This is a genomic window from Streptomyces sp. V3I8 (assembly GCF_030817535.1).
Lineage (GTDB): Bacteria > Actinomycetota > Actinomycetes > Streptomycetales > Streptomycetaceae > Streptomyces.
Window position 1 is genome coordinate 73,019 of sequence record NZ_JAUSZL010000002.1, and the last position, 23,343, is coordinate 96,361.

At 72.2% G+C, this 23,343-nt stretch carries 21 protein-coding genes; 10 read left to right on the forward strand and 11 right to left on the reverse strand.

Features of this window, described 5'->3' with window-relative positions; all coding sequences use genetic code 11:
- Nucleotides 1–11 precede the first annotated feature (11 nt).
- The 5 genes from QFZ75_RS00435 (at nucleotide 12) to QFZ75_RS00455 (ending at nucleotide 4,556) form a co-directional block, all read left to right on the forward strand.
- Nucleotides 12–989, forward strand: coding sequence for an ABC transporter permease (locus QFZ75_RS00435; RefSeq protein WP_307533137.1), 978 nt, complete (start codon nucleotides 12–14; stop codon nucleotides 987–989).
- Complete coding sequence (locus QFZ75_RS00440) at nucleotides 986–1,999, forward strand: ABC transporter ATP-binding protein (protein ID WP_307533139.1); 1,014 nt, start codon at nucleotides 986–988, stop codon at nucleotides 1,997–1,999. Before QFZ75_RS00435 ends, QFZ75_RS00440 begins: the two co-directional genes overlap by 4 nt.
- Nucleotides 1,992–3,041 (forward strand): ABC transporter ATP-binding protein, encoded by a 1,050-nt coding sequence (locus tag QFZ75_RS00445; RefSeq protein ID WP_307533142.1) that lies wholly within the window; start codon nucleotides 1,992–1,994, stop codon nucleotides 3,039–3,041. Before QFZ75_RS00440 ends, QFZ75_RS00445 begins: the two co-directional genes overlap by 8 nt.
- A gap of 258 nt (nucleotides 3,042–3,299) precedes the next feature.
- A complete protein-coding gene (locus QFZ75_RS00450) occupies nucleotides 3,300–3,545 on the forward strand; it encodes a hypothetical protein (protein ID WP_307533144.1) in 246 nt (81 codons plus the stop codon).
- A gap of 30 nt (nucleotides 3,546–3,575) precedes the next feature.
- Entirely contained in the window at nucleotides 3,576–4,556 is a 981-nt protein-coding gene (locus QFZ75_RS00455) for a threonine/serine dehydratase (RefSeq protein WP_307533146.1), read from the forward strand.
- 327 nt (nucleotides 4,557–4,883) lie between these two features.
- On the opposite strand, the gene QFZ75_RS00460 is transcribed toward QFZ75_RS00455, so the two are convergent.
- From QFZ75_RS00460 to QFZ75_RS00475, 4 genes are all read right to left on the reverse strand, one after another.
- Nucleotides 4,884–5,060, reverse strand: a complete 177-nt coding sequence (locus QFZ75_RS00460; protein WP_307533147.1) for a hypothetical protein — start codon at nucleotides 5,058–5,060, stop codon at nucleotides 4,884–4,886.
- Nucleotides 5,061–5,128: 68 nt separating this feature from the next.
- The gene (locus tag QFZ75_RS00465) at nucleotides 5,129–7,906 is read right to left on the reverse strand and encodes a glycosyl hydrolase (protein WP_307533148.1); all 2,778 of its coding nucleotides are present in this window, start codon (nucleotides 7,904–7,906) and stop codon (nucleotides 5,129–5,131) included.
- A gap of 287 nt (nucleotides 7,907–8,193) precedes the next feature.
- Nucleotides 8,194–8,559, reverse strand: coding sequence for an STAS domain-containing protein (locus QFZ75_RS00470; RefSeq protein WP_307533150.1), 366 nt, complete (start codon nucleotides 8,557–8,559; stop codon nucleotides 8,194–8,196).
- Between the two features lie 8 nt (nucleotides 8,560–8,567).
- A complete protein-coding gene (locus QFZ75_RS00475; RefSeq protein ID WP_307533152.1) occupies nucleotides 8,568–9,884 on the reverse strand; it encodes a PP2C family protein-serine/threonine phosphatase in 1,317 nt (438 codons plus the stop codon).
- Between the two features lie 203 nt (nucleotides 9,885–10,087).
- On the opposite strand from QFZ75_RS00475, the gene QFZ75_RS00480 reads away from it, so the two are divergent.
- Nucleotides 10,088–14,242 (forward strand): SpoIIE family protein phosphatase, encoded by a 4,155-nt coding sequence (locus QFZ75_RS00480; protein ID WP_307533153.1) that lies wholly within the window; start codon nucleotides 10,088–10,090, stop codon nucleotides 14,240–14,242.
- A complete protein-coding gene (locus QFZ75_RS00485) occupies nucleotides 14,242–14,541 on the forward strand; it encodes an STAS domain-containing protein (protein ID WP_307533155.1) in 300 nt (99 codons plus the stop codon). The genes QFZ75_RS00480 and QFZ75_RS00485 overlap by 1 nt, the downstream gene beginning before the upstream one ends.
- A 20-nt stretch (nucleotides 14,542–14,561) precedes the next feature.
- Here QFZ75_RS00485 and QFZ75_RS00490 read toward each other — a convergent pair whose 3' ends face one another.
- The 5 genes from QFZ75_RS00490 to QFZ75_RS00510 form a co-directional block, all read right to left on the reverse strand.
- Entirely contained in the window at nucleotides 14,562–15,563 is a 1,002-nt protein-coding gene (locus QFZ75_RS00490) for a sensor histidine kinase (RefSeq protein WP_307533157.1), read from the reverse strand.
- Entirely contained in the window at nucleotides 15,560–16,453 is an 894-nt protein-coding gene (locus QFZ75_RS00495) for an MEDS domain-containing protein (RefSeq protein ID WP_307533159.1), read from the reverse strand. The genes QFZ75_RS00490 and QFZ75_RS00495 overlap by 4 nt, the downstream gene beginning before the upstream one ends.
- A 26-nt stretch (nucleotides 16,454–16,479) precedes the next feature.
- Nucleotides 16,480–16,803: a hypothetical protein gene (locus QFZ75_RS00500; RefSeq protein ID WP_307533161.1), complete on the reverse strand. Its 324-nt coding sequence runs from the start codon at nucleotides 16,801–16,803 to the stop codon at nucleotides 16,480–16,482.
- Between the two features lie 209 nt (nucleotides 16,804–17,012).
- Entirely contained in the window at nucleotides 17,013–17,849 is an 837-nt protein-coding gene (locus tag QFZ75_RS00505; protein ID WP_307544156.1) for an endonuclease/exonuclease/phosphatase family protein, read from the reverse strand.
- A 186-nt stretch (nucleotides 17,850–18,035) separates the two neighbouring features.
- Nucleotides 18,036–19,280 (reverse strand): MFS transporter, encoded by a 1,245-nt coding sequence (locus QFZ75_RS00510; protein WP_307544157.1) that lies wholly within the window; start codon nucleotides 19,278–19,280, stop codon nucleotides 18,036–18,038.
- Nucleotides 19,281–19,548: 268 nt separating this feature from the next.
- Here QFZ75_RS00510 and QFZ75_RS00515 point away from each other — a divergent pair, with 268 nt between their 5' ends.
- The 3 genes from QFZ75_RS00515 (at nucleotide 19,549) to QFZ75_RS00525 (ending at nucleotide 22,120) form a co-directional block, all read left to right on the forward strand.
- On the forward strand, nucleotides 19,549–19,830 hold the full coding sequence (locus tag QFZ75_RS00515; protein WP_307533163.1) for a polyprenyl synthetase: 282 nt from the start codon (nucleotides 19,549–19,551) through the stop codon (nucleotides 19,828–19,830).
- Nucleotides 19,827–20,882 carry a polyprenyl synthetase family protein gene (locus QFZ75_RS00520; protein ID WP_307533165.1) on the forward strand — a complete coding sequence of 352 codons (1,056 nt, stop codon included), beginning with the start codon at nucleotides 19,827–19,829 and terminating at the stop codon, nucleotides 20,880–20,882. The genes QFZ75_RS00515 and QFZ75_RS00520 overlap by 4 nt, the downstream gene beginning before the upstream one ends.
- A 77-nt stretch (nucleotides 20,883–20,959) precedes the next feature.
- The gene (locus QFZ75_RS00525; protein WP_307533167.1) at nucleotides 20,960–22,120 is read left to right on the forward strand and encodes an oxygenase MpaB family protein; all 1,161 of its coding nucleotides are present in this window, start codon (nucleotides 20,960–20,962) and stop codon (nucleotides 22,118–22,120) included.
- A 124-nt stretch (nucleotides 22,121–22,244) separates the two neighbouring features.
- On the opposite strand, the gene QFZ75_RS00530 is transcribed toward QFZ75_RS00525, so the two are convergent.
- A complete protein-coding gene (locus QFZ75_RS00530; protein ID WP_307533169.1) occupies nucleotides 22,245–22,622 on the reverse strand; it encodes a fic family toxin-antitoxin system, toxin component in 378 nt (125 codons plus the stop codon).
- Nucleotides 22,622–22,858 (reverse strand): hypothetical protein, encoded by a 237-nt coding sequence (locus tag QFZ75_RS00535; protein WP_307533171.1) that lies wholly within the window; start codon nucleotides 22,856–22,858, stop codon nucleotides 22,622–22,624. Before QFZ75_RS00535 ends, QFZ75_RS00530 begins: the two co-directional genes overlap by 1 nt.
- Between the last annotated feature and the right edge of the window lie 485 nt (nucleotides 22,859–23,343).

Here is a 23,343-nt window from a genome sequence, read left to right on the forward strand (position 1 = left end):
AAGGAAGCACCGTGACCCGAGAAGAGACCGCCACCGCAGGGGACGGCACCTCCCCCGCGGACGGCACCGCCCCCGCACCCCACCGGGCGAGCTGGTGGCGCATGCTGGGCCGCGACCGCGCGGCGGCCGTCGCAGCCGTCGTCCTCACCCTGGTCGTCCTCGTGGCGCTCTTCGGCCGGCTGGTCATCGGTGACCGCGCTCGGCGGCAGGACCTGGACGCCTCACTGCGGCCACCGTCCCTGGACCACGGCGTGTACGGGCTGTTCGGCACCGACGTCCTGGGACGCAGCGTGCTGGCACGCCTGGTCGACGCCGCCGCCACGACCCTGTCCGTGGCCGTCCCGGCCGTGCTGTGCTCACTGCTCGTCGGCGCGGCCCTGGGCCTGTGGGCCGGTTACCACGGGGGCCGCCGGGAGAGCGTCGCCCTGCGCGTCGCGGACGTCATCCTCAGCTTCCCCTCGCTGCTGATCGCGGTGGTCGTGCTGTACGTCTTCTCGCCCAGCGCGCTGAACCTCGTCCTCATCCTCGCGGTGGCGCGCGTCCCGGTGTACCTGCGCACCGCGCGGGCGGAGGCCGCCGAACTGCGCAGCCGGCTGTTCGTCGACGCGGCCCGCACCTTCGGCACCCCCGCCCGGCACATCATCCACCGGCACATCCTGCCGATCGCGCTGCCGACGCTGCTGACGGTCGCCACCCTCGACTTCTGCTTCGTCATGCTCACCGAGTCCTCCCTGAGCTTCCTCGGCATCGGCATCCAGCCGCCGGACGTCAGCTGGGGCCTGATGGTCGCCCAGGGACGGCAGTACCTGCAGACCGCCTGGTGGATCACCGTGCTCCCGGGTCTCGCCATCGTGCTCACGACGGTGTCCGCCACGGTCCTCGCCGCCTGGGCCCGCATCGCCACCGACCCCGCACAGCGCTGGCGGCTGACGTTGCCCGCCGCACGCCGCCGTGCCTCCGCCGCCGTACCCCCGGAGCTGATCCCGTGACGACCACCGCCGTGCCCTCGCCGCCCTCCGCGGACACCCCGGCCCTCGACGTCGAGGGGCTCTGCATCGATCTGAGCACGCCGTCGGGGCGGGTACGCGCCGTCGACGGCGTCAGCTTCAGCGTCCGCCGCGGCCGCACCCTCGCCCTCCTCGGCGAGTCGGGCTGCGGCAAGTCGATGACCGCGCTGTCGGTCGTGGGGCTGCTCGACCCCGCGGCCGACGTGACCGGCGGCGCCGTCCGGGTCAGTGGCAGCGACCTGCTGCGGATGAGCCCGGCGCAACGGCGCGAACTCGCCGGACCCGTGCTGTCGATCGTGTTCCAGGACGCCCTGACCGCACTCAACCCGGTGCAGCCGGTCGGCCGGCAGATCGGCGAGCCGTTCCGCATCCACCGCGGACTCTCCCGGCGCGAAGCCCGGGAGAAGGCGATCGAACTCATGACCCGGGTGGGCATCCCCGAGCCCCGGCAGCGGGCCCGCTCCTACCCGCACCAGTTCTCCGGCGGGATGCGGCAGCGGCTGCTCATCGCAATGGCCGTCGCCCTCGACCCCGATGTGCTCATCGCCGACGAACCCACCACCGCGCTGGACGTGACCGTGCAGGCGCAGATCATGCGGCTGCTGCGGGACCTCCAGGACGAGCGGCGGATGGCCCTCGTCCTGATCACGCACGACCTGGCCGTGGTGGCCCAGCGGGCGGACGACGTGGTCGTGATGTACGCGGGAACCGTCGTCGAGAGCGGGCCGGTGCGCGACGTCTTCGCCGCTCCCCGCCATCCCTACACCCGGGGACTGCTCGACTCGGTTCCGGAACACGCCGTACGCGGGCGTCCGTTGCCCGCCGTGCCCGGCAGCCCGCCCGAGCTGAGCGCGGTGCCGTCCGGGTGCGTCTTCCAGGACCGCTGCCCGCTGGTGCGCGAACGCTGCGTGCGGGAACGGCCGCCGCTGCGCGCGTCGGGCGACGGACGCACGGCGGCCTGCCACTTCTCCGAGGAGCTCATCCGTGCCTGAGACCAGCGCCACCACGACCGCCGCCGACGACCCCCGTGCCGGCGGATCCGAGGAGTTCCCGCCCCTGCTGGAGGTCCGCGGCATCACCAAGACCTTCGGCAGCGGCCGCCGCCGGCTGACCGCCCTGGACGGGGTGGACGTACGGCTCGGCAAGGGCGAGACCCTCGGGCTCGTCGGCGAGTCGGGTTGCGGCAAGTCCACCCTCGCCCGGGTGCTGCTCGGCCTCGAACGTCCGGACGCGGGCACGGTGCGGTTCGACGGCACCGACCCCTTCGCCCTGCGCGGCAAGGACCTGCTGGCCTGGCGCCGCCGCGTCCAGATGGTCTTCCAGGACCCCTTCGCCTCGCTCAACGCACGCATGTCGGCCGCCGACCTGATCAGCGAGCCGTGGCGCACGCACCGGGACGTCGTGCCCGGTGCGAAGGCCCGGGAGAAGCGCGTCCGCGAACTCCTGTCCCTGGTCGGGCTGCGCGACAACGACGCCCACCGCTATCCCGCCGAGTTCTCCGGCGGCCAGCGTCAGCGCATCGGCATCGCCCGGGCGCTGGCCCTGGACCCCGACCTCATCGTCTGCGACGAGCCGGTCTCCGCCCTGGACCTGTCGGTGCAGGCGCAGGTCCTGAACGTCCTGTCGGAACTGCGCGAACGCCTCGGCGTGGCCTATGTGTTCATCTCCCACGACCTCTCGGTGGTGCGGTACATCGCCGACCGGGTGACCGTGATGTACCTGGGCAAGGTCATCGAACACGGCGACACCGAGGACGTGTTCGACCGGCCGCAGCACCCCTACACCGCGGCCCTGATGTCGGCCGCCCCGGTCCTGGACGCCTCCCACGCCACCGTCGACCGGGAGATCCTGCTGCGGGGAGAGATACCCTCGCCCTTCGACATCCCCTCCGGCTGCCGCTTCCGCACCCGCTGCTGGCGCGCCGAGGACCGGTGCGCCACCGAGGCGCCGCCGCCCGTCGTACGGCGGACACCGGGTGCGGCCGGCACCCACACGGCGCTGTGCCACTTCCCGCTGGAGGCGGAGACCGCGTGAGCGGGCCGGAGTTCGCCCCGCTCTCCCGCACGGTGGGCGTCGGCACGCTGCTGCAGGTGTCCGTCGGCCTTGGCCCCGGCTGCTCGCGGCGCCGGTCTTCTCCCTCGTCGACCCGTCCCTCGCCCCGACGGTGGTGCCGCTGCTCGCCACCGGCGTGACGGCGACGGTCGTGGCGCGCGGGCACCACGGGGCGGACCTGCGCGGCTGCGGCCGGGCCCCGGCCGGGCGGGCGGGTGCCGGGGGGTGGCGGCGGGGCTGATGGGCACGGCGACGTCCATCGGCGGTCCGCCCACGGCGATGGTGTGGCAGCGGCTGGGCGGGGTGCGGCTGTGCGCCACGACGGGCGCCTTCTTCCTCGTCGGCTCCCTGAGGAGTCCGGCGGCGCTGACGGCGGCCGGTGCCGTCGGCGCGCATCCCCTGCGGCGCACCGCGCCGCTCGCCCCCGCCGCCCTGACGGTGGCGGTCGCCGGCGCGGCCGTGCTGGTGGCGCAGCAGTCCGTCTGAGCGGCGCCGGCGGCGCTAGGCTGCTGTGCCGTGCGGAAGACGCGTCTCGACACCGCCCGGATCCGGGCGGCCCGCCGGGTGATCGACCCGGTCTTCCTGGACACTCCGCTCTACCGCTGCGAGGCGCTGGAGCCCGTCCTCGGATGCGGGGTGAGCATCAAACTCGAAACGGCGAACCCGGTCCGCAGCTTCAAGGCCCGGGGCACCGAGGTGGTCGCCGGCCTGCTCGCCGACAGCGCCTCGCGGGCCGCGGTGTGCGCGAGCGCGGGCAACCTCGGCATGGCCCTCGCGTGGTCCGGCCGCGATCGCGGGCTGGACGTCACCGTCGTGGCATCCCGTTACGCGACACGGGCCAAGCTCGACCGCATCCGCGCGTGGGGCGCCGAGCTGGAGCTGGTCGACGGCGACCACGAGACGGCACGCGAGCGGGCGGCGGCCATCGCGCGGCACGACAGCATCCGGCTCGTCGAGGACAGTCTGGACATCGAGACGTGCGAGGGAGCGGCGACCATCGGCCTGGAACTGGTGGACGCGGCAGCGTCGTTCGACACCGTCCTGATCGCTCTGGGCGGCGGGGCGCTGGCCACCGGCGTGGGGCATGTGATGAAGGCCTTGGCACCCGGGGTCGAGGTGATCTGCGTGCAGCCGTCGGGCGCACCGGCGCTGACGCTCTCGTGGCACCGGCGGCGTGTCGTCGGTACCGGTCCGACCGACACCATCGCCGACGGCGTCGCCGGCCGGCATCCCGTCCCGGCCGTCCTGGACGACCTCCTCCTGGTCGCCGACGACGCCGTCCTGGTCCAGGAGGCATCGATCATCGCCGGTATGCGGATGCTGTTCGACCGGGCCGGCCTCGTCGTCGAACCGTCGGCCGCGCTCGGCATCGCGGCGGTCCTGGAGGACCGGGACCGCTTCGCCGGCCGGCACGTCGTCACCATCGTGTGCGGCAGCAACGTCGACATGGACGCCTACCGCCGGTGGGTCGGCGCGGCCCCCCTCCACGGATCCTGACGACTGCGCGCACCGACCGCCAGGACGAAGACCTCCGCTGCCGAGTCGGCGCCGGCGCCCGACGTCCCGGCGTTGTCCGCTCCGCTCCCACCGGCGGCAGTGGCCGACGAGGAGGGGCCGGACCCCAGGTCCAAGGCGTCGTGGACGGCGGCCAGGATGTCTTCGGTCCCGGCGCCCAGCGCCCGGGCGGCGGAGGCAAAGTCCCGTGCCGGCGTGCCGAGCCGGGCGCCGGCACGAGGCCGGTGGCGAGCTGGCGCACGGTCGGCAGGCGCTCGTCGTGGTGCGGCTCGTCGTCGGGTGACGGCATGCTCCGCCCAGCCGGTCCGCTCACGGTCGGGGGAGGCCGAAGGCGGTGAGGGCGAACACGACGGGCAGGGTGATGTCGCCGCTGTCCGTCACGAGCAGCCGCTGCGCGAGCACGATGCCGACGGCCGGCCCCGACCGTCGCGCGTAGTGGTCGGCGTGCTCGATGATCCGGAACTGGAACGGGACGGCGTCAAGCATGTGGAGCTCCCCTCGGAAGTCCCGGGAACCTCCGGGACTTCCGAGGGGAGTCCCCTCCGGCCGCCGGTTCAGCCGTACGGGATCACCAGCACGGACTTGTCCGTGCCCGTCTGCAGTCTCGACGTGCCGTTGCCGATCGCGCTCCACACCTCGAGGCGTACGGTGCCGCCGGCCAGGTTGCCCGGCGTACCCGTGGACGCCTTGAGGCCGCGCGCCTGCGAGTACTCCTCCCAGCCGGCGACCGGGTCGGTCGCGAAGTAGTTGTACGTCTCGGTGCGGTCGAAGCTGCCGTCACCGGTGAAGTCGTAGCTGACCCGGGCCTGTTGGCCCAGCCCGACCGAGGTACCCGCGTCCAGCTGGAGCCGGAACGCGCTCTGTGCGCCCGGGGTGAGCGTGCCGTTGACGCCGCGGACCTCGTAGACGAGGGGCTGGTACGGGGTGCCGTCGTGGTTGGCGCCGCCGCCGGAGGCGATGGTGTCGCTGCCCGCCGTGCCGCCGGTCGCCGTGGTCAGCGCGCCACCGGTACGCAGCTGGAAGGTGTTGCCGGTCGGCGGATCCGGGTCGGGATCGGGGTCGCCCGAACCGGTCCCCGTGCCGGTCGCGGTGGAACGGGCCGGCACGGCGAGGGTCTTGCCGTCGGAGAAGGTGACGGTACGGGCCGTCGATCCGAAGTTGTGGGCCGCGTACGTCCGGGCCGTCCCCTTGGTGAAGACGCCGGAGGTGGGGATGTCACCGGTCACGGTGGCGTCCGGGGCGCCGAGGGCGTCGAGGGTGCCGATCCAGTGGTAGGTGTGCGCCTTCGACTCGCCCTGTTCCGGGGTGTAGCCGGCGTTGCCCGCGTCCCACTTGGCCTTCGCCGCGCCCGGGTCGGCGAGGGACTGGAACTCCCAGAGGATGTCCCGCCATTCGACGGCCGGGCCGCCGTTCTCCCGTTCCATCTCGGCCAGGTTGCGCCGGACGGCGGCCTTCTCACCGCCGAGGTGGAGCGATCCGCCGGTCACGGGCAGGACGTTGATGCCGTGGATCTCCTCGGGGTTGGCGGTCCACCAGGTGGCGTACGCGGCGCCGCTGCCCCACACCATGCCGGCCGTGTCGTGACCGAACGAGGACGGGAAGACCTGCTCGTCGGCGTCGAACCAGTACTGGGCGATCGCCTCCGACTCGGTGGTCAGCAGGAAGGTGCCGAGGTCACGCAGCGAGGTGTCGCCGGTCGCGGAACCCCACAGGACGAGCGCCGCGCTGAGGTTGGTGGACTCCGAGGAGGACTCCTGGTTGTTGCCGGCGGCGAAACCCTGGTGGCCGGAGGCCCAGCTGTGGCCCGCGTAGACGTCGAAGCCGCGCAGGAAGGGGAAGGCGGTGTCGGTGCGGCTGGGGTTGGCGGCGTCGCGCACGAGGGCCTTGACCATGCCGCCCCAGGCGGAGTCGGCGGCCCATCCCTGGTCGTACTGGGCGACGACCGCCGCCGCGTAGACGTAGTAGCTGTAGTGGAAGTGGTGGTCGTTGAGCTCGGTGTCGCTGCCGTAGGAGGCGGGGTAACCGGTGAGCGTCTTCCAGTCCTTGTCGTAGCTGAACTCGTTCGCGCCGCCGGCCGTGAACCAGTCCTGCAGCTTGCCCTTCATCAGCCCGAGGAGCTTGTCGCGGGTGCCGGTCTCGCCGATCTGGTCGGCCACGGGTACGAGCTGGGCGAGCCGGCCGAGCGCCTTGCCCGTCCAGTAGGTGTCGGAGGCACCGGAGAAGGGGTCGGCGGCGTTCACGACCTCGTCGAGGTATCCACGCAGTCGGGCGGTGTCCACACCGTTGGACCTGGGCAGTCCCGGCAGCACCGCGGACGCCTTCTGGCTCGTGGTGAAGGAGGCCGACTCGCGGACCTTCATGGTGCCGCGCGGCGAGACGTAGGTGTACGGGGTGAGCGCGTCCGTGGTGTTCAGCCACTGGTGGCGGTAGAGGGCCTGGAGCGTGCCGCGCTCGGTACCCTCCTTCGCCTCGGTGGTGAGCGTGTAGGTGGCCTTGACGGTGCCGCCGGTGTAGTCCCAGGTGGCCTTGGAGTCGGTGACGAAGCTGTAGGCGTACTTCTTGAACGTCGCCAGCGCGTCGGTGGACGGCAGCACGGCGACGGAGAAGTAGTCCTTGGAGCCGAGCCCCGCGGTGACGGTGGAGCCGGCGACGTCCCAGTCGCTGCCGGTCGGCGCGAAGAGGGCGTAGTGGTGTCCGGCGACCGTGACGCCGAGGACGTTGCCCTGGTCGGCGAAGACGGCGGGCGCGCCGGCGGTGGTGATCCGGGCACTGCCGCCCGTGCCCCTGGCGTATACGAACGGGGAGCCGTGGCCGATGGTCGTGCGCAGGGTGCGGATGCCGTCGGACCACAGGGGGGTGACCGTCCAGTCGGACCAGCTGTCGGCCTTCGTGTCGGGCGAGTCGAGGCCGGTCAGTCCGATGGTGAGGTCGCGCTTGTGGGCGTACTCGTACTGGCGGCCGTCGCCGACGATCGCGGCGCTCGTCGGGTAGCCGACGTCGAGTCCGCCGGCCGCGGCCTGGTAGGTGAGGGGGTGCCCGTACATGGGGGTCGAGTACGGGTTGTCGCCGTAGCGCTGGAAGGCGAGGGAGGACCACCAGTCGTTGGTGGGGACGGGCCGGTCCTTGGCGGCGGCGGTCAGCTTGGGCGTGACCGGCGTTCCGGTGTTGGTGGTGGGACCCGACGTACCGGCGGGCCGGGTGTCGGAGTAGCTGCCGGAGCCCACCGGGACGGTGGCGGCCGCGGCCGGTACGGCGGCCGGGCCGAGGCCTATCGCGACGAGGGCCGAGGCCAGGAGCAGTACGGCTGCCGGTCTGGTGCGGGGGGATGCCATGCGACACCTCAAGTCTCACGTGAGGGGTGGCTGAGAGCGCTCTCAGATGGCCGAAACGTAAAGGCTTTGTAATACACGTGTCAATAGATTGAACACAGGAGGCGGTTACGGCGGACCGGGGTCCGCCGTGCCTTCGCGTCTTGCACGTCCTGACGGGGTGGTCGCGGGGCGCGCAGGGCCGCCGGGAACGCCGCACCCGCGCGCGCGGGGCCCGGGCCGGACGGGGCTTCAGCCCGCGGCCGCGGCCGTCACGGGAGCCACCGCGCGCCGTCGCCGCGGGAGAGCGGTCACGTCCGCTGCTGCAGGGCGGAGACCGCCTCCTCGGGGGTGGCGTGGAAGACGAAGACCTGGTCGAGTCCGATCAGTTCGAAGATGCGCATCTGCTCCGGGCTGACGCCGGTGAGGGTGAGCTGCGAGTCGGCGGCGAGAGACCGGTTGTACGCGGTGATGAGCACCGAGATGCCGGTGGAGTCGCAGTAGGCCATCCCCGACAGGTCGATGATGACGCTCTCGTCGTCGAACGGCGCCTCGTTGACGGCCTCCGTCAGGACGCCGGAGGTGTGGTGGTCCAGCTCCCCCGTCACTTCCAGGAGGAAGGCTCCTGAGGCCACATGGCGCGGGATCACGGTCAGCAGGCGTTCGGGCTCGGTCACCTGTTCTCCTAAGAGGTTGCGGGGGGTGTGGGTACGGAAAGGACCATGAGGGCGGTGTCGTCGCTGACGCCTTCACCCAGATCGTCCAGTAATGCCTGGACGCGGCGCAGCAGGGCGTGCTGCGGGTCGGCGGCGGCACGGGCGGCGGCGGTGGCGGTGAGGTACCGGGCGAGGCCGTCCTCGCCGAGCAGGGAGCCGTCGGCCGTGCGGGCTTCGGTGAGGCCGTCCGTGTAGAGCAGCAGGCTCTCGCCCGGGGACAGTGCGGTGGTGGCCTGCACGAACCGGGGGTCGGGCAGCATGCCGACGAGTTGTCCGCCCATGGTGGAGATCGGTTGGACGGTGCCGTCCGCGCGCAGGGCGAGCGCCGGGGGGTGGCCGCCGCCGGCCAGGGTGACGGTGAAGGAACCGTCGGCCACCGGCTGGAGCACGCCGAAGACCGCCGTGCAGTAGCGGGGGTCGCTGCCCTGGTACTCGCCTTTGAGGACGAGGTCGAGGTTGGCCAGTACGGCACACGGATCGGGGTCGTAGATGGCGGCGGCGCGCAGGGCGTACCGGGTCAGCGAGGTCAGGGCGGCGGCGTCCGCGCCCTTGCCGCAGACGTCGCCCATGAAGAAGGCCCACCGGCCGTCGTCGAGGGGGAACAGGTCGTAGAAGTCGCCTCCCACCTCGTGCGGAGAGGCCGTGTGGTAGGCGGCCGCCGCCCGCAGGCCCGGCACCCTGGGCAGGGTCGGGGGCAGCAGGGTGCGCTGCAGGGCGCCGGCGAGACGCTCGGCCTCGGTCCGCCGTTCGCGTTCGGCGGCGATCGTGCGGACGGCGGACAGCCGCAGCTCGAGTTCGTCCATGACGAGGGCGGCCAGGTCACGCAGGGAGTCGAGCTGGGCGTCGGTCGGCAGGCGCGGCACGGTGTCGAGGACGTCGACCGTGCCCAGGCGCAGGCCGTGGGCGGTGGTGAGGGGGACCGCCGCGTAGAAGCGGACGCCGGGGTCTCCCTCGACCAGCGGGTTGCCCAGCGTGCGCAGGTCGGACCGCGCGTCGGTGATCACGTAGGGCTCGTCCTGCAGGACGGCGGACGCGCACAGTCCCGGGACACGGGCGGCCTGCGCGGGACCGGCGAGCCCGTGGGCCGCCTTGAACCAGACCCGGTCGGAGCCGACGAAGGTCACCGTGGCCATGGGGGCGTCGAAGATGCGGGCGGCCAGGGCCGCTATCCGGTCGAACGTGCCGTCCCGAGCGGTGTCGAGGGCACGGTACCGGTGGACCGCGGCGAGTCGCGCCTCCTCGTCGACCCGCCGTGCCGGAGAGACCTCCGGCGGAGTCGTCGTCATCTGCGTTCCACTCCCCCTGCTGCTCGGTCCGGTGCTCCGCCCGAGCGATGGAGTCCCGGCCGACTGACTTATCCTACGAAGTTGTTCCGGTCGACTACCCTGCCCCCATGTGATCAACGCGCGTCGTACGCGTCGTGAATCCCCGTCCCGGTCCGGCCGGCGTCGTGTTCGACAGGTACACGCGGAGGAAGAAGGTGTGTCCGGTGGTCCGTTCGCAGGACGCCGACGAGGAGCGCGCCGCGGGCGCCGGAGCCGGCGTGTTCGCCGCCGACGCGGAGGTCGGCCGCGACCTCGCGCGGGTGGACTGGTCGAGGACGCCGCTGGGCCCGCCGGACCGGTGGCCGCAGAGTCTGCGGACGGCGGTGAGCATCCTGCTGTCGTCCCGGTTCTCGATGTGGATGGCGTGGGGCGAGGAGCTGACCTTCTTCTGCAACGCCGCCTACCGGCGCGCCACCCTCGGCCAGAAGTACCCGTGGGCCCTGGGGCGGCCCGCGAGCGAGGTCTGGACGGAGATCTGGGACGACATCGGCCCCCGTATCGGCACCGTGATGACCACGGGCGTGGCGACCTGGGACGAGGCCCTGCTGCTGTTCGTCGAACGGTCCGGGTACACGGAGGAGAGTTACCACACCTTCTCCTACAGTCCGCTGCGCGACGACGACGGCGCGGTGGTCGGCATGCTGTGCGTGGTGAGCGAGGAGACCGAGCGGGTCATCGGCGAACGCCGTATGACGACACTGCGCGACCTCGGCTCCGACCCCAGCGTGGTGCGCACCGAGCAGGAGATCCTGGCCTTCGCCGACCAGCAGCTGAGCCGTAATCCGCAGGATCTGCCCTTCACCCTGACCTACCTCTTCCGGCCGGACGGCTCCGCCGCGCTGGCGGGCGGCAACGGGATGCCGCCCGGGCACCCCGCCGCCCCGGTCGTCCTGCCGCCCGGGGGCGGTGTCTGGCCCCTGGCCGAAGTGTCCGCAGGCGAGTCGCTGGTGACGCCGCTGCGGGAGACGCCGTTCGCCGATCTGCCGCGGGGCAGCTGGAGGAAACCGCCCGAACAGGCGCTGGTGATGCCGCTGCTGCAGCAGGGCGACACCCCGTACGGGTTCCTGGTGGCCGGACTGAATCCGTTCCGCGCCCTGGACGACGGCTACCGCGGGTTCCTCGAACTGCTGGCAGGACACCTGTCGGCGGGCATCGCGAGCGCCCGCAGCTACGAGGCGCAGCAGCGCAGGGCGGAGGAACTGGCGGAGCTCGACCGCGCCAAGACGACCTTCTTCTCCAACATCAGCCACGAGTTCCGCACCCCCCTGACGCTGATCATGGGACCGCTGGAGGAACTGCGTACGCAGTTCACGGACGGCGACCCACGGGTACGGGAGGAGCTGGAGGTCGTCCACCGCAACGGTCTTCGGCTCGGCAAGCTGGTCAACACCCTGCTGGACTTCTCCCGCATCGAGGCGGGCCGGATGCAGGCCACCTACGAGCCGGTGGACCTGTCCGTCCTCACCGCCGAACTGGCCAGCGTCTTCCGCTCCGCCGTGGAGAGGGCGGGCCTCGCCTACGACGTGGACTGCCCGCCGCTCGACGAGCCGGTCCTCCTCGACCGCGGCATGTGGGAGAAGGTGGTCCTCAACCTGCTGAGCAACGCGCTGAAGTTCACCTTCGACGGCGGCATCCGGGTCACCGTACGCGCCGAGGACGCCCACGCGGTGGTGACGATCGCCGACACCGGCATCGGCGTGGCGGCCGACGAGGTGCCCCGGCTGTTCCAGCGCTTCCACCGCATCGAGAACGCCCGCTCCCGCTCCAACGAGGGAAGCGGCATCGGTCTCGCCCTGGTCAAGGAACTCATCGGCCTGCACGGCGGCACGATCACCGCCGACAGCGTCGAGGGCGAGGGCACCCGCTTCACCATCCGCCTGCCCTTCGGCACGGCCCACCTGCCCCCGGAATCGGTGGCCCCGCGCCAGGACACCCGTGCGATCTCCCCGACCAACCCCTACCTGCAGGAAGCGCTGCGCTGGCTGCCCGCCGACAACGGGCGGCCGCCGGTGCCGCACACCGGCGCGGACCCGGCCGAGGACCGTTCCGTCCGGCGGGAGGTGGCGGCGCGGGTGCTGGTGGCGGACGACAACGCCGACATGCGGGACTACCTCACACGCATCCTGACCGGCGCCGGATACCGGGTCGACACCGTCGGGGACGGGGTGCAGGCCCTGGAATCCGTACGCGCCCAGGCCCCCGACCTCATGATCAGCGATGTCATGATGCCGGAGCTGGACGGCCTGTCCCTGGTGGCGAAACTGCGCGAGGACACGCGTACCTCCTCCGTGCCCGTGCTGCTCCTGTCGGCCCGGGCCGGGCAGGATGCCTCGATCGAGGGACTGCAGGCCGGCGCCGACGACTACCTGGTGAAGCCCTTCGCCGCGGCCGAACTGCTGGCCCGGGTGCGGGCCAACATGGAGCTGGCGCGACTGCGCAACCACCAGGCCCGCTGGCGCGCCGCACTCGTGGACTCCTTGCAGGAGGCGTTCTTCGTGTGCGACGAGAACGGCGCCGTCATCGAGATCAACACCGCCTTCACCGACATCCTCGGCTACGGACCGGAAGAACTCCCCTACCAGCCGATCCACCCCTGGTGGCCGGACGCCGAGACCGACGCCGGCGCCCACGACCAGGTCGCCGCGGCCTTCTCCCTGCTCACGGGGAACGCCAAGGGCTCCTACACCATCCCCGTCAGCCACCGGGACGGCCACCGGCTGTGGGTGACCGCGATGTTCAGCGAGGCACAGGACCCGGACACCGGCAGCCAGGTCATCGTCGGCACCTTCCGCGATGTCACCGCCGAGCACTACGCCATCCAACGCGAGAGCGCCCAGGCCGCCCTCGGTATGCGGCTCAACCGGGCGACCAGCCTTCCCGAGGCGCTCGGGGGCGCCCTGACCGAGCTGCGGGACCTGTGGAACGCGCAGTGCGTACTGGCGGTGGTGCGTCCCGAGGGACGGGACCCGGAGGTGACCTCCACCGACCCCGACCTGACGTGGGAAGCCCTCCCCGCCGAGCGGCGTGAGCGGTTCGGCGCCTGGCTACGGCAGCCCTCCCTCACGGCCGTCTCGGACGCCACCGGGACCGGGATCACCGTGAACCATCCCGAGGGTCCGATGGTGCTGCACGTCAGCCTCGGGGAGAACCGCCCGTTCACCGACGAGGACCAGCTCCTGCTGTCCCTGATGGCCGGACAGCTCGCCCAGGCCCTGGTGCGGGCCCACCAGATCGACCAGCAGCGCGAGACCGCCATCGCGCTGCAGCGCGCCATCCTCGGCCCCTCCCACCTGCCGGAGGGGTTCGCCGTCCGTTACGAGCCGGCGGCCCGTCCGCTGGAGGTCGGCGGTGACTGGTACGACACCGTCATCCTGTCCGACGGGCGTATCGGCATCGTCGTCGGCGACTGCGTCGGGCACGGCCTCCAGGCGGCCACCGTCATGGGGCAGCTGCGCAGCGCCTGCCGCGCCCTGCTCCTGCAGGACGCCGGTCCGGCCAAGACGCTCATGGCCCTGGACCAGTTCGCCGCCGGCATCCCGGGCGCCCTGTGCACCACCGTCTTCTGCGGCGTCCTGAACCCCGGGACCGGCGAGTTGACGTACTCCAGTGCCGGCCACCCGCCGGGCATCCTCGCCCGTCCGGACGGCACCACCGCACTCCTCGAACAGGGGCGTTCCATCCCGCTGGCCGTGCGGCCCGGCCGGCACCGCCCCGAAGCGAGCTGCACCGTCCCGGCCCGCGCCACCCTCCTGCTGTACACCGACGGGCTCGTCGAGCGCCGGCGCCGGCCCCTGACCGTCGGCATCGGCCAGGCCGGCGAGGCCGTCCAGGACGGCCGCGACACCCCCGTCGACGACCTCGCCACCCAGGTCATGGCACGGCTGGCCCCGCTGAACGGCTACGACGACGACGTCGCCCTGCTGCTGTACCGGCACCCGGCGCCGCTGGAGATGACCTTCCCCGCCGAGTCCTCGCAACTGGCACCGGTCCGCAAGGCCCTGCGCAGCTGGCTGGGCCAGTGCGACCTGCCGCCGCACATGGTGCAGAGCGTGCTGGTCGCCGCGGGGGAAGCCTGCGCCAACGCCGTGGAACACGGACACCGCGACGCCCCGGGCGAAAGCGTGCGGCTGCGCGCGGAGGCCCTCGTCGACGCCCTGCACCTGACCGTGGCCGACAGCGGCCGCTGGAAGAAACCGCAACCCCATCTCAACACCCACCGGGGCCGCGGGATCGGTCTGATGAACGCGCTGATGCAGCAGGTCACCATCACGGCCGACACGACCGGCACCACCGTCGCCATGCACACTAGGATCGCCTGATGACCACCCCGCTCACTCTCATCCCCGGTCAACAGCCGGACGGCAGCGCGCTGCTGACGGTCGTCGGTGAGATCGACATGACGAACACCGCCGCTCTGGGCGAAGCGCTCGGCGGGATCGAGGGGCCGCTCGTCGTCGATCTGACAGGCGTGGAGTACCTCGACAGCGCCGGGCTGAGCACCCTGTTCGCCCACAGCGACCGCATCCAGCTCATCGCGACGCCCCTGCTGGAACCGGTCCTGGCCGTGTCCGGCATCACCGAGCTGGTCACCGTGCACGGTCTGGCCGACGGCGGCTGACCGCCCGCCGCGAGTACCGGCTACACCCTGGGCGGGGACGGCGGCCGCAGGTCCAGGTGCAGGCGCACGGTCGTCCGGCCGGGGGTGGCGTCGACCTCCATCAGGTCGCACAGCTGGCGCACCGCCCACAGGCCGTGCCCGCTGCGCTGTCCGGCGCCGGGTGGCAGGTAGCCCAGGTACCAGTCCGGGCCCAGGACGTCGCCGGGGTCGGTGATGTCGCACACGACGCGGTGTCCGGACCGCCGCAGCGTCACCTGCCCGTGGCCGCCGCCGTGCTGGAGCGCGTTGGTGGCCACCTCGTTGACGGCGAACACCAGTCGCTGCGCCCTGTCGCCGTGGACGCCCAGGGTGTCGGCGGTCCGGGCGACGAAGCCCCGCAGCACGGACAGGTCGGTCCCGAAGTCCGTCACGGCGTGCTCGCCGTCGGCGAGCACCGGCTCGAGCGGGCGTCGCCAGGGCCCGTGGCGGCCGGCCGGTGCGGCGTAGTGCTCGCTGATCCGTGCGCGGGCGTCCGCCACCAGTTCGGGGTGGGTGCGCCGGGCGCCGGCCACCACGTCCTCGGGCAGGGACCGGGTGTCGTAGGGGCACACGATCCACGCCGGGCAGTCGGCGAAGGCGACGTTGATCGCCGACTCGTAGCGGGTCCACTCGAGCGTCTCCAGCGCGTCGCGCCCGCGCCACACCGGCTCGCCGATCACCCGCACCCGCCGGTGCCGGCCGCCGGCGGTGCGCCGGTCGACGTAGCGGTGGTACGCCCCCAGGGTGTGTCCGGGCGCGTGGTACCAGTCGTCGGCGTCGACGAACTCGATCTCCCGGGCCGCGTCGTCCAGCGCCTGGCGCAGCAGGCCGATGTTGGCCCCGGTGGTCACCGCCAGGACGGCGTCGTCCGCGTCCAGGCCGTCGAGGCAGAACGGCACCGTCGACGACAGGAACGTCTCTTCACTGTCGTAGACCAGTGCCTGGTGCGTCAGACGTGGTGCGGACCCGGCGTGCGGGCGCGGGGTCGTCGTGTCCGCCGTCACGCCGGAACCTCCCGTGCGGTGACGGTCAGGGAGGGGACCTGGTCCCAGCCGACCACGTGCATGACATGGCTGAGCATCGGCGCGAGATCCACCACGTGCAGGCACCGTCCGGCGGGCAGCCGCTCCGCGGCGCGCACCAGTGCCCGTACTCCGGCCAGGTCGATGAACTGCAGGCCGCTCATGTCGACGATGATGTCACCGGGCCAGTCCAGGGTGGTCTCCAGCGCCGCGGCCAGCGCCTGGGCGGAGTGGTGGTCCACGTCGCCGACCACGCGCAGGGAACGCTGCCCGTCGCGGAACGACGGCACCAGTCTGAGCATGGAGCCGGTGTGGAGGGGTTCCTGTTCCACCGAGCCGGAATGCCGCCGGTCGAAGTCGTGCAGGACGGCGGGGTCGAAGCGACGGGCGTCGTACTGGCAGATCGCCGAGGCGGGACGCCCGGTGAACACCTCGTTCACTTTCGTCTCGTACTCGCCCAGGCGCTCGGCGCCCGGCGTGTCCCGCAGGACCCAGCCCATCTCACCGCTGACCCTGAAGCCCGTGTAGCCGGCCCTGAGCGAGCCGGCGACCTCCTGGTGGAGGGTGGCCACCATGGCATCGGGGTCGAAGGGTCCCCCGGCGAGGTAACTGCCGCCGGCCGTGGTCACGGTGAGCTGGCCCTTCGCCAGCGCCGGCGCCGGGTCCGCCCCGGCCCCGCGCAGCCAGTCCAGCACCTGCTCGGGCGTGCTCCGGTCGGCGAAGTACATGACCCGCTCGCCGCGTCGCAGACCGTCCAGGAGATAGGCGACGGCCACCCGTCGCTGTTCGGCATCGTCGGTGAACGCCAGACACAGGTGGTCGCCGTGGCCGGTCTCGCCGACCGCGCGCTCCCGGGTGTCGTACGCGATCATGCTGGTCCCACCGACTTCACCCTCCCTCAGCTTGCGACTCCACTCGTCACGGTCTGTCGCCCGACAGGGTCCGCGCCATCGTAACGCCCGGTCCCGCCCCGCCCACAAGCACGGGTGAGGGTCGGTCCGGGCCGCCGTGCGGACCGTCGTCCTGTGGGGTCGTCGATCGGCTCGCGCATACGCCGCAGCACCGGTAGACGGCGCAGGTTGTGGCCGGCGTACAGGCGGGTGCGGGAGCGGAGGGCGGCGGTGAGCAGGGTGTCGCAGTCGTCGACGGAGATCCCGAGGGGCTTCTCCACGAACACCGCGTCCAGGCCGTCGTCGAGCATGTCCTCGTACCGCTCGCGCACCGCGACGTCCGCTCCGGACAGGCGTCTGGCGTCGTCCTGCCCTCTGGGGTGGGGGTCGGCGCAGGAGACACCACCCGGGAGCGGCCCGGCCGGTTCGCGAGTGTGGCCAGGGGAGCGCGCCGGCCGACGCCCACCACTCCGATATGCGGTTCGGCATCCGCCGGCCGGACCTGATCGCCCATGTGCCCGTCCCCTCGCTCCGGTTGAGTTCAGTTCAGGTCGGCGCGCAGCGGGTGGTGATCCGAGTACGGGGTCGGACGGACGCGGTGTCCGAGCGCGACCACGCCTCGCAGGAAGATGTAGTCGAACTTGCTCTGCCAGTCGGTGGTCACCTCGCAGTCACCGGTGGGCGAGGGACCGCACTCGGGGTCCGCGTCCGCGGCCAGTGTCCACATCCGGGCGAGTTCGGGGGTGTCGGGCACGGCGTTGAAGTCGCCGAGGACGATCGCGCGATCGTGCCGTGCCACCTCCGCGGCGAGCACTCCGGTCTGCTGCGCCCGGACCGCTTCCTGACGCCGTTCGGCGAGATGGGTGTTGAAGACCCGGACGGACCTGTCGCCCACCGTGGTGGTGACGGCCATGTACCCACGGTCCTCGGATCCGCCGTCGGGGTACTCGACGTCGACGACGTCCGTCATCGGTGACGCGGAGAGAACGGCCTGGCCGTAGGCTCCCGGACTCCACGGCAGTCCCCCGCAGCGGCCCCAGTTGCGCAGGACCGTGCCGTACTCCACGCGGTAGACCAGCCCGTAGCGGTACCGCAGATGGTCCCGGATCCGCTCGACGTCCCGTACACACGCTTCCTGCAGACCGACGACCTGCGGGGCGGACGCGGCGATCTCCGCCGCCCGGTTGACGTTGCTCTCCTCGCAGGGGTTGCAGATGTTCCACGTCATGACGCGGTTCGGCACGACGTCCACGGGCTCTTCGACGGACAGCGACGTGTCGCCGAAGAGGGAACCGGTCGGCCCGCTGGGGCCGAGGAGCACCAGGCAGGCCAGGACCAGAGCGCCCGCGAGCACACGCGCACGCCTCCTGGACACCATCGCCTCCTCACAGCGGATGCCATGGCATCCGACCCCTCCATCGACGAGATTATCGGACAAGCCGTCGGCCAGGAGGGCGCCGACGTCGGTGATCATCGTCACGGACGTCGCCTCCCCGGCGGGACCACGAGCCGTTCCGGCCACCTGCCGGCCGGCCTCAGGCGTACGTGCGGGGCTCGGGCGGCCTCATTGCGAGGGCCGTCGGGGTCCGTCCGCCGGTGCCGGCCGCGAGTCGGGCGCGGAGGCCGCCGGTGGTGTCGCGCGGCGGGTGCCGACCGCGGGGGCGAGGAGGACCGCCACGGCGACGAAGGCCAGGACGACGGTCATCGCGGCGCGCAGGCCGTAGTGGTCGCCGAGGAAGCCCAGGCCGGGTGGCCCCACGAGGAAGGCGACATAGCCGATCATCGCCACGAGGCTGACGCGGGCCGCCGCGTCGGGTCCGGAGTCCCCGGCCGCGGAGAGGGCGAGGGGGAAGCCGAGCGACGCTCCGAGTCCCCACAGGAGCACGGCCGTTCCGGCGAGGAAGGCGTTGTCGGCGAAGATGACGACGGCGAGGCCGAGCGCGGCGGAGACCGCGCTGGCGCGCACGACGGGCGCGCGGCCGTAGCGGTCGATGAAGAAACCTCCGCCGAACCGGCCGATCGCCATGGCGGCGGCGAAGCCGGCGTAGACGGCCGACCCGAGGGCCGGGTCCATGTCGTGTCCGTCGACCATGAGCAGCGGAAGCCAGTCGTTGGCCGCGCCCTCGGCCAGGGCCATGGTCAGCACGATCCCGCCGATCAGCAGCAGGCGCCGGTCCTTCCAGACCGCGGAATGCCGCGGCTTGCCCTCGGCGGCACCGTGCCGGCTGCCGCGGGTCCGGCCGACTCCGCGGGGGACGGCCCGCAGGGCGTGGGCGAACATGGCGGTGGTGACGACGGCGACGGCCGCCAGATGCCAGTGCACGGGAAAGCCGACGGCGGTGCACAGGATGCCGAGCGAGGCGCCCACGACGGTCCCGAGACTGAAGAACCCGTGGAGTGTGGGCAGGACCGTGCGGGCGGTGATCCGCTCGACCTCCGCGCCGTCGATGTTGACCGCGACCTCGCCGCCGCCCATGCCCGCGCCGAAGAGGAAGAGTCCCGCCATGACAACCGGCGCGGACGACCAGAGCGCTCCGCAGCCGATCACCACCATGCTGGAGACGACGAGCGCGGTCCCCCACCCCATGACCGGCCGGGTCCCGAATCTCGCCACCAGCGCTCCGGAGCCGAGGACGCCGAGCATCGAGCCGACGGAGAGGCCGAACAGCACGATGCCCATCTGCGCGGTCGAGGCGTCCAGTTGGTCCCTGATGTCCGGCGTCCGGGTCACCCAGGAGGAGATCGACAGGCCCGGCATGAGGAAGAAGAGGAACAGTGCCGTGCGGCGGCGGCGTGTGGCCGGGTCTATCACTGCGGGCTCGATCCAGACGTGTGGCAGCCGAGGACGTGGTCGTCCCCGAGAAGTAAATATGCACAAACGTACAGGGCGGTTCCGTTCGCCTCCGCGACCCGCACCACGCACCACGCACCACGCACCACGCACCCATGATCCGTACGGCCGAGCGATGTGATCACTCGATCGTGAGTTCCCTGCGCCCCGTGTCCGCGGTGACGTGATGCTCATCAGGACGGCGGGGATCGCATCCGTCCCGGTGTACGGGGTGTGGGGAGATGGCATGACGAGGGAAACGGGACGGCGGGAGGGTTCGGACAGCCAGGCGGTACTGCTGGTCGCCGGGCTGGCCGATCTGACGGTGAGCACGCTGGGCTCGGCCCTGGGGACGGTGCGCGGGCTGTTACGCCGCTCCGACGCCACGGAGTTGGCCGCGGAGGCCGAGCGGGATCTGAGGGCACGCGGGCGACTGGTGCTGGACCGGTACGCGGACTCTCCCCCGGCCCACCTGGAGATCCTCGCCCGGCACGTCATGGCACGTCATGGCGCGGAAGGCCGTCGATGACGTCCGGGCACTGGGATCCGGCGGCGTTCAAGATCCGCGTGGACGCCGTGCTCCGTCAGGTCGTCGCCGAGGAGGCCGACCGGTTCGCGGCGATCGATCCGCTCCTGGCGCCGGTGGCCGAGCAGGTGGAGGCGGCGGTCGCGGACGGCAAACGGCTGCGGGCGGCGTTCTGCTACTGGGGCTGGCGTGCGGTGGGACAGCCGGACAGCGACGCCCTGGTCCGCGCGGCGGCGTCCATGGAACTGGTGCACGCCGCCGCGGTCGTGCACGACGACCTCATCGACGACAGCCCTCTGCGGCACGGCCGGCCCACCGCGCACATGGCCCTGCGAGGTGCCGTACGCCGCCGTCCGCGCGCCCTCGCCGCCGCACGGTCACTGGCGATGCTGGTCGGGGACCTGCTGATGGCTCTGGCCGGGCAGTTGTTCACCACGAGCGGGCTGCCCGCCGCCTACCTGGCCCGGGCCCGCCCGCTGTGGTCGGTGATGGCACGCGAACTGATCGCGGGCGAGTGCCTGGAGATCCTGCGTACCGGAGCCGGACCGGACACCTCGGCGTCGCTGAAGGTGATCCGCTACAAGACGGCCAAGTACACGGTCGAACAGCCGTTGTTGATCGGCGGGGCGCTGGCCGGGGCCGACGCGAGGCAGCGAGCGGGCTGTTCCGCCTACGGACTGCCGCTCGGTGAGGCGTTCCAGCTGCGGGACGACCTGCTCGGCCTGTTCGGGGATCCGCGGCACACGGGCAAGGCCAACGCCGACGACCTGCGCGGCCACCGGCCCACGGCCCTGCTCGCGGAGACCTGGCGCCTCGCCGACGACGACGACCGGGACCTGCTGCGCACCTTCCTGGGCCGGCGCGACGCGGACGCGGAGGCGCTGGACGCGGTCCGCGCGACGATGCGCCGGCTGAAGTCCCCCGATCGCATCGAGGCCATGATCACCGCGCGGGTCGAGGAAGCCCTGGCGGCCCTCCACGAGTGGGGGGCGCCGGCGCCCGCCGCCCTCGCCCTGACCGCGCTGGCGCATTCGGCGGCGGTCCGCCGGACCTGACTGCCGTAACGAAGTCCCGCGGCGGATTCCTGTGACGGATCCCCGCGACGGATCCCCGCGACGACAAGGAGATTGCCATGCCCCACACCGCACGGTCTTTGGACGCGCTGCGCGAGAACGGCGACGAACTCGCCGACGCCACGGTCGCCACGCTCTTCGAACGCGGGGAAGTCGGTACGTTCAACACCCTGATGCGGTACGTGTCCACCGCCGGCGCTCCCCTGCCCGACGGGCTGCCCGCTGTCGCCCGGGAGTACCTCCGGGCCACGAGCGCGCCGCCGGCCTGGGTGGACTGGTCGGAGATGGAGAAGGCCCGACTGTTCTTCATCGACAACAACGTGCACATCTCCACCGCGCTGTCCTTCGCCGCCATGCCCGCCTGCTATCTCGTGCCGCACGTGGCGAAGCTGCTGTCCGCCACCCACGGGCTGGACTATCCCTCCAAGCGGATGGCGGAGACGGGCCAGTTCACCGTCCATCTGATGCAGCCCGACGCCTTCGAGGCCGGCAGCCGCTTCGTTCCGGCGGCGCAGAAGGTCCGCCTCCTGCACGCCTCGATCCGCCACCACCTCAGGCGCGAGGACCGGTGGGACACCGCCGCGCTGGGAGCACCGATCTGCCAGGAGGACCTGATCGGCGGGCAGATGTTCTTCTCCCTGCTGGTGCTGGACAGCCTGCACCGTCTGGGCATCCACATGTCGACGGAGGGCGCGGAGGCCTACTACTACGCCTGGCGTGTGGTCGGCGCCATGCTCGGCGTCGACCAGGACGCCGTCCCCAGGACCCTCGACGAGGCACGCGCCTTCCTCGACCTGTACATGGTCCGGCACATGGGGCCCTCCGCGGAGGGCGCGCAGCTGACCCGGCAGCTGGTCGACCTGTACGAGGAGGTCGTGCCGGGGACCTTCTTCGACCCGATCGTCTCCGCGCTGATCCGCCACCTCATCGGCGACACCTGCGCCGACTGGCTCCAGGTACGACGTACTCCTTGGGACACCGTCGTCAAGGCCGTGCCGCACCTTCTCGGCGTCCTGGAAACCGTCGAGGACCGCTCCCCGCTCGGCGCCTGGGCGCTGGACCGGCTCGGACACCTCACCACCGTGCTCGAGCTGTCCTCCCTCACCCGAGGGCGCGTCATGCACTACGCGATCCCCGAACAGCTCAAGAAGGACTACGGCATCTCCAGCACGGTCCCCCGCACCCGGCGGTGGACCCCGCCCACGCCCTCGGTCTCCTGACAGACTCGGTGACCTTGGTGACCTCAAGGGCTCTGACGGCCCGTGCGCAGGACCGGACGGCGCAGGGGTGGACGGCGCAGGTCCGGACGGCGCACCGCCGACGGGCGACGGCGGACGCGCGGAATCAGGTGGTGGTGGGCCAGGTCCGCAGCAGCGCCGCGATCCTCCCCGCCGTGCAGGTGGGGTCGAGCAGCAGGTCCTTGAGAGCGACGGCGTCCGCACGCACGGGTTTCACGGAGATTCCGGCGGCGTCGAGGTACATCACTCCGGTCGCGGCGGCCACGGCCAGGTTGGAACGCTCCAGCCAGCGGCACCGGCCCAGTGTGTGCACCAGCGCGGCGGCCTTGGCGTAGGGGCCGCCGTAGACGTCCTGCTCGAACAGCTCGGCCCGGTGCCGGGCGACCGCCGCGACCGGTACGCCGTAGTCGTCGGGGGCGGGATCGTCCGCTCCGGCCGCCTCGGCGACCTGCAGGATCCAGGGAACATCGATGTGCAGTTCCATCAGGCCGCGCGCACTTCCCCTGGCTGCCGAGCGTCCTCGGCCTCGTCGAAGACCGCCTGGTGATCGGCCAGGAAGCGGGCGGCCGCCTCCACACCGCGGGCACGCAGACCGCTGGCATCGTCCTGGACGAGCCGGGCGAGGTAGTCCCCGACACTCACCCCCAGGTCGGCGGCGCGCTTGCGCGCGAGCTCCGCCACGTCCTCATCCACTCGTGCACCCAGCTGTGTCTTCGCCATGCGCCTACGGTAACAGCTGTTACCAAGTCTCGTCCAGGACAGAACATCGGCCCGGACCGGCTGAACGACCACAACGAGGGCACACGACCTTCTGCGACACCGATGGGGTGCCGCTGTTCCGAGAGGAAGAGGAATCCCATGTACATAGGCCTGGGCACCATCGTCGTCATCATCATCATCGTGGCCGTCGTCATGATGCTGCGCCGCCGCTGACCTGCTCACCGCTCGCAGGAGCAGTAGGGGGCAGCTCAAGAGGCCGCCGTGCGACAGGACGGGACGCGGAGCGGTTCAGGGCGGGCGGAGGCGAGTCCCGTCCGCCGCAGCACGGTATCCGGCCCGGTACGTCGAGGTGGTGCAGTCGTTCGTGGACGCGGACCTCGACCGGCTGGTCATGTAGAACGTCAGCCCTGGCCCCGATGGCCTCATCGAGCTCCATCAGCGCGAACTCGACGGGGCATCCGGAAGTTGCAGCCCGCCGGTACGCG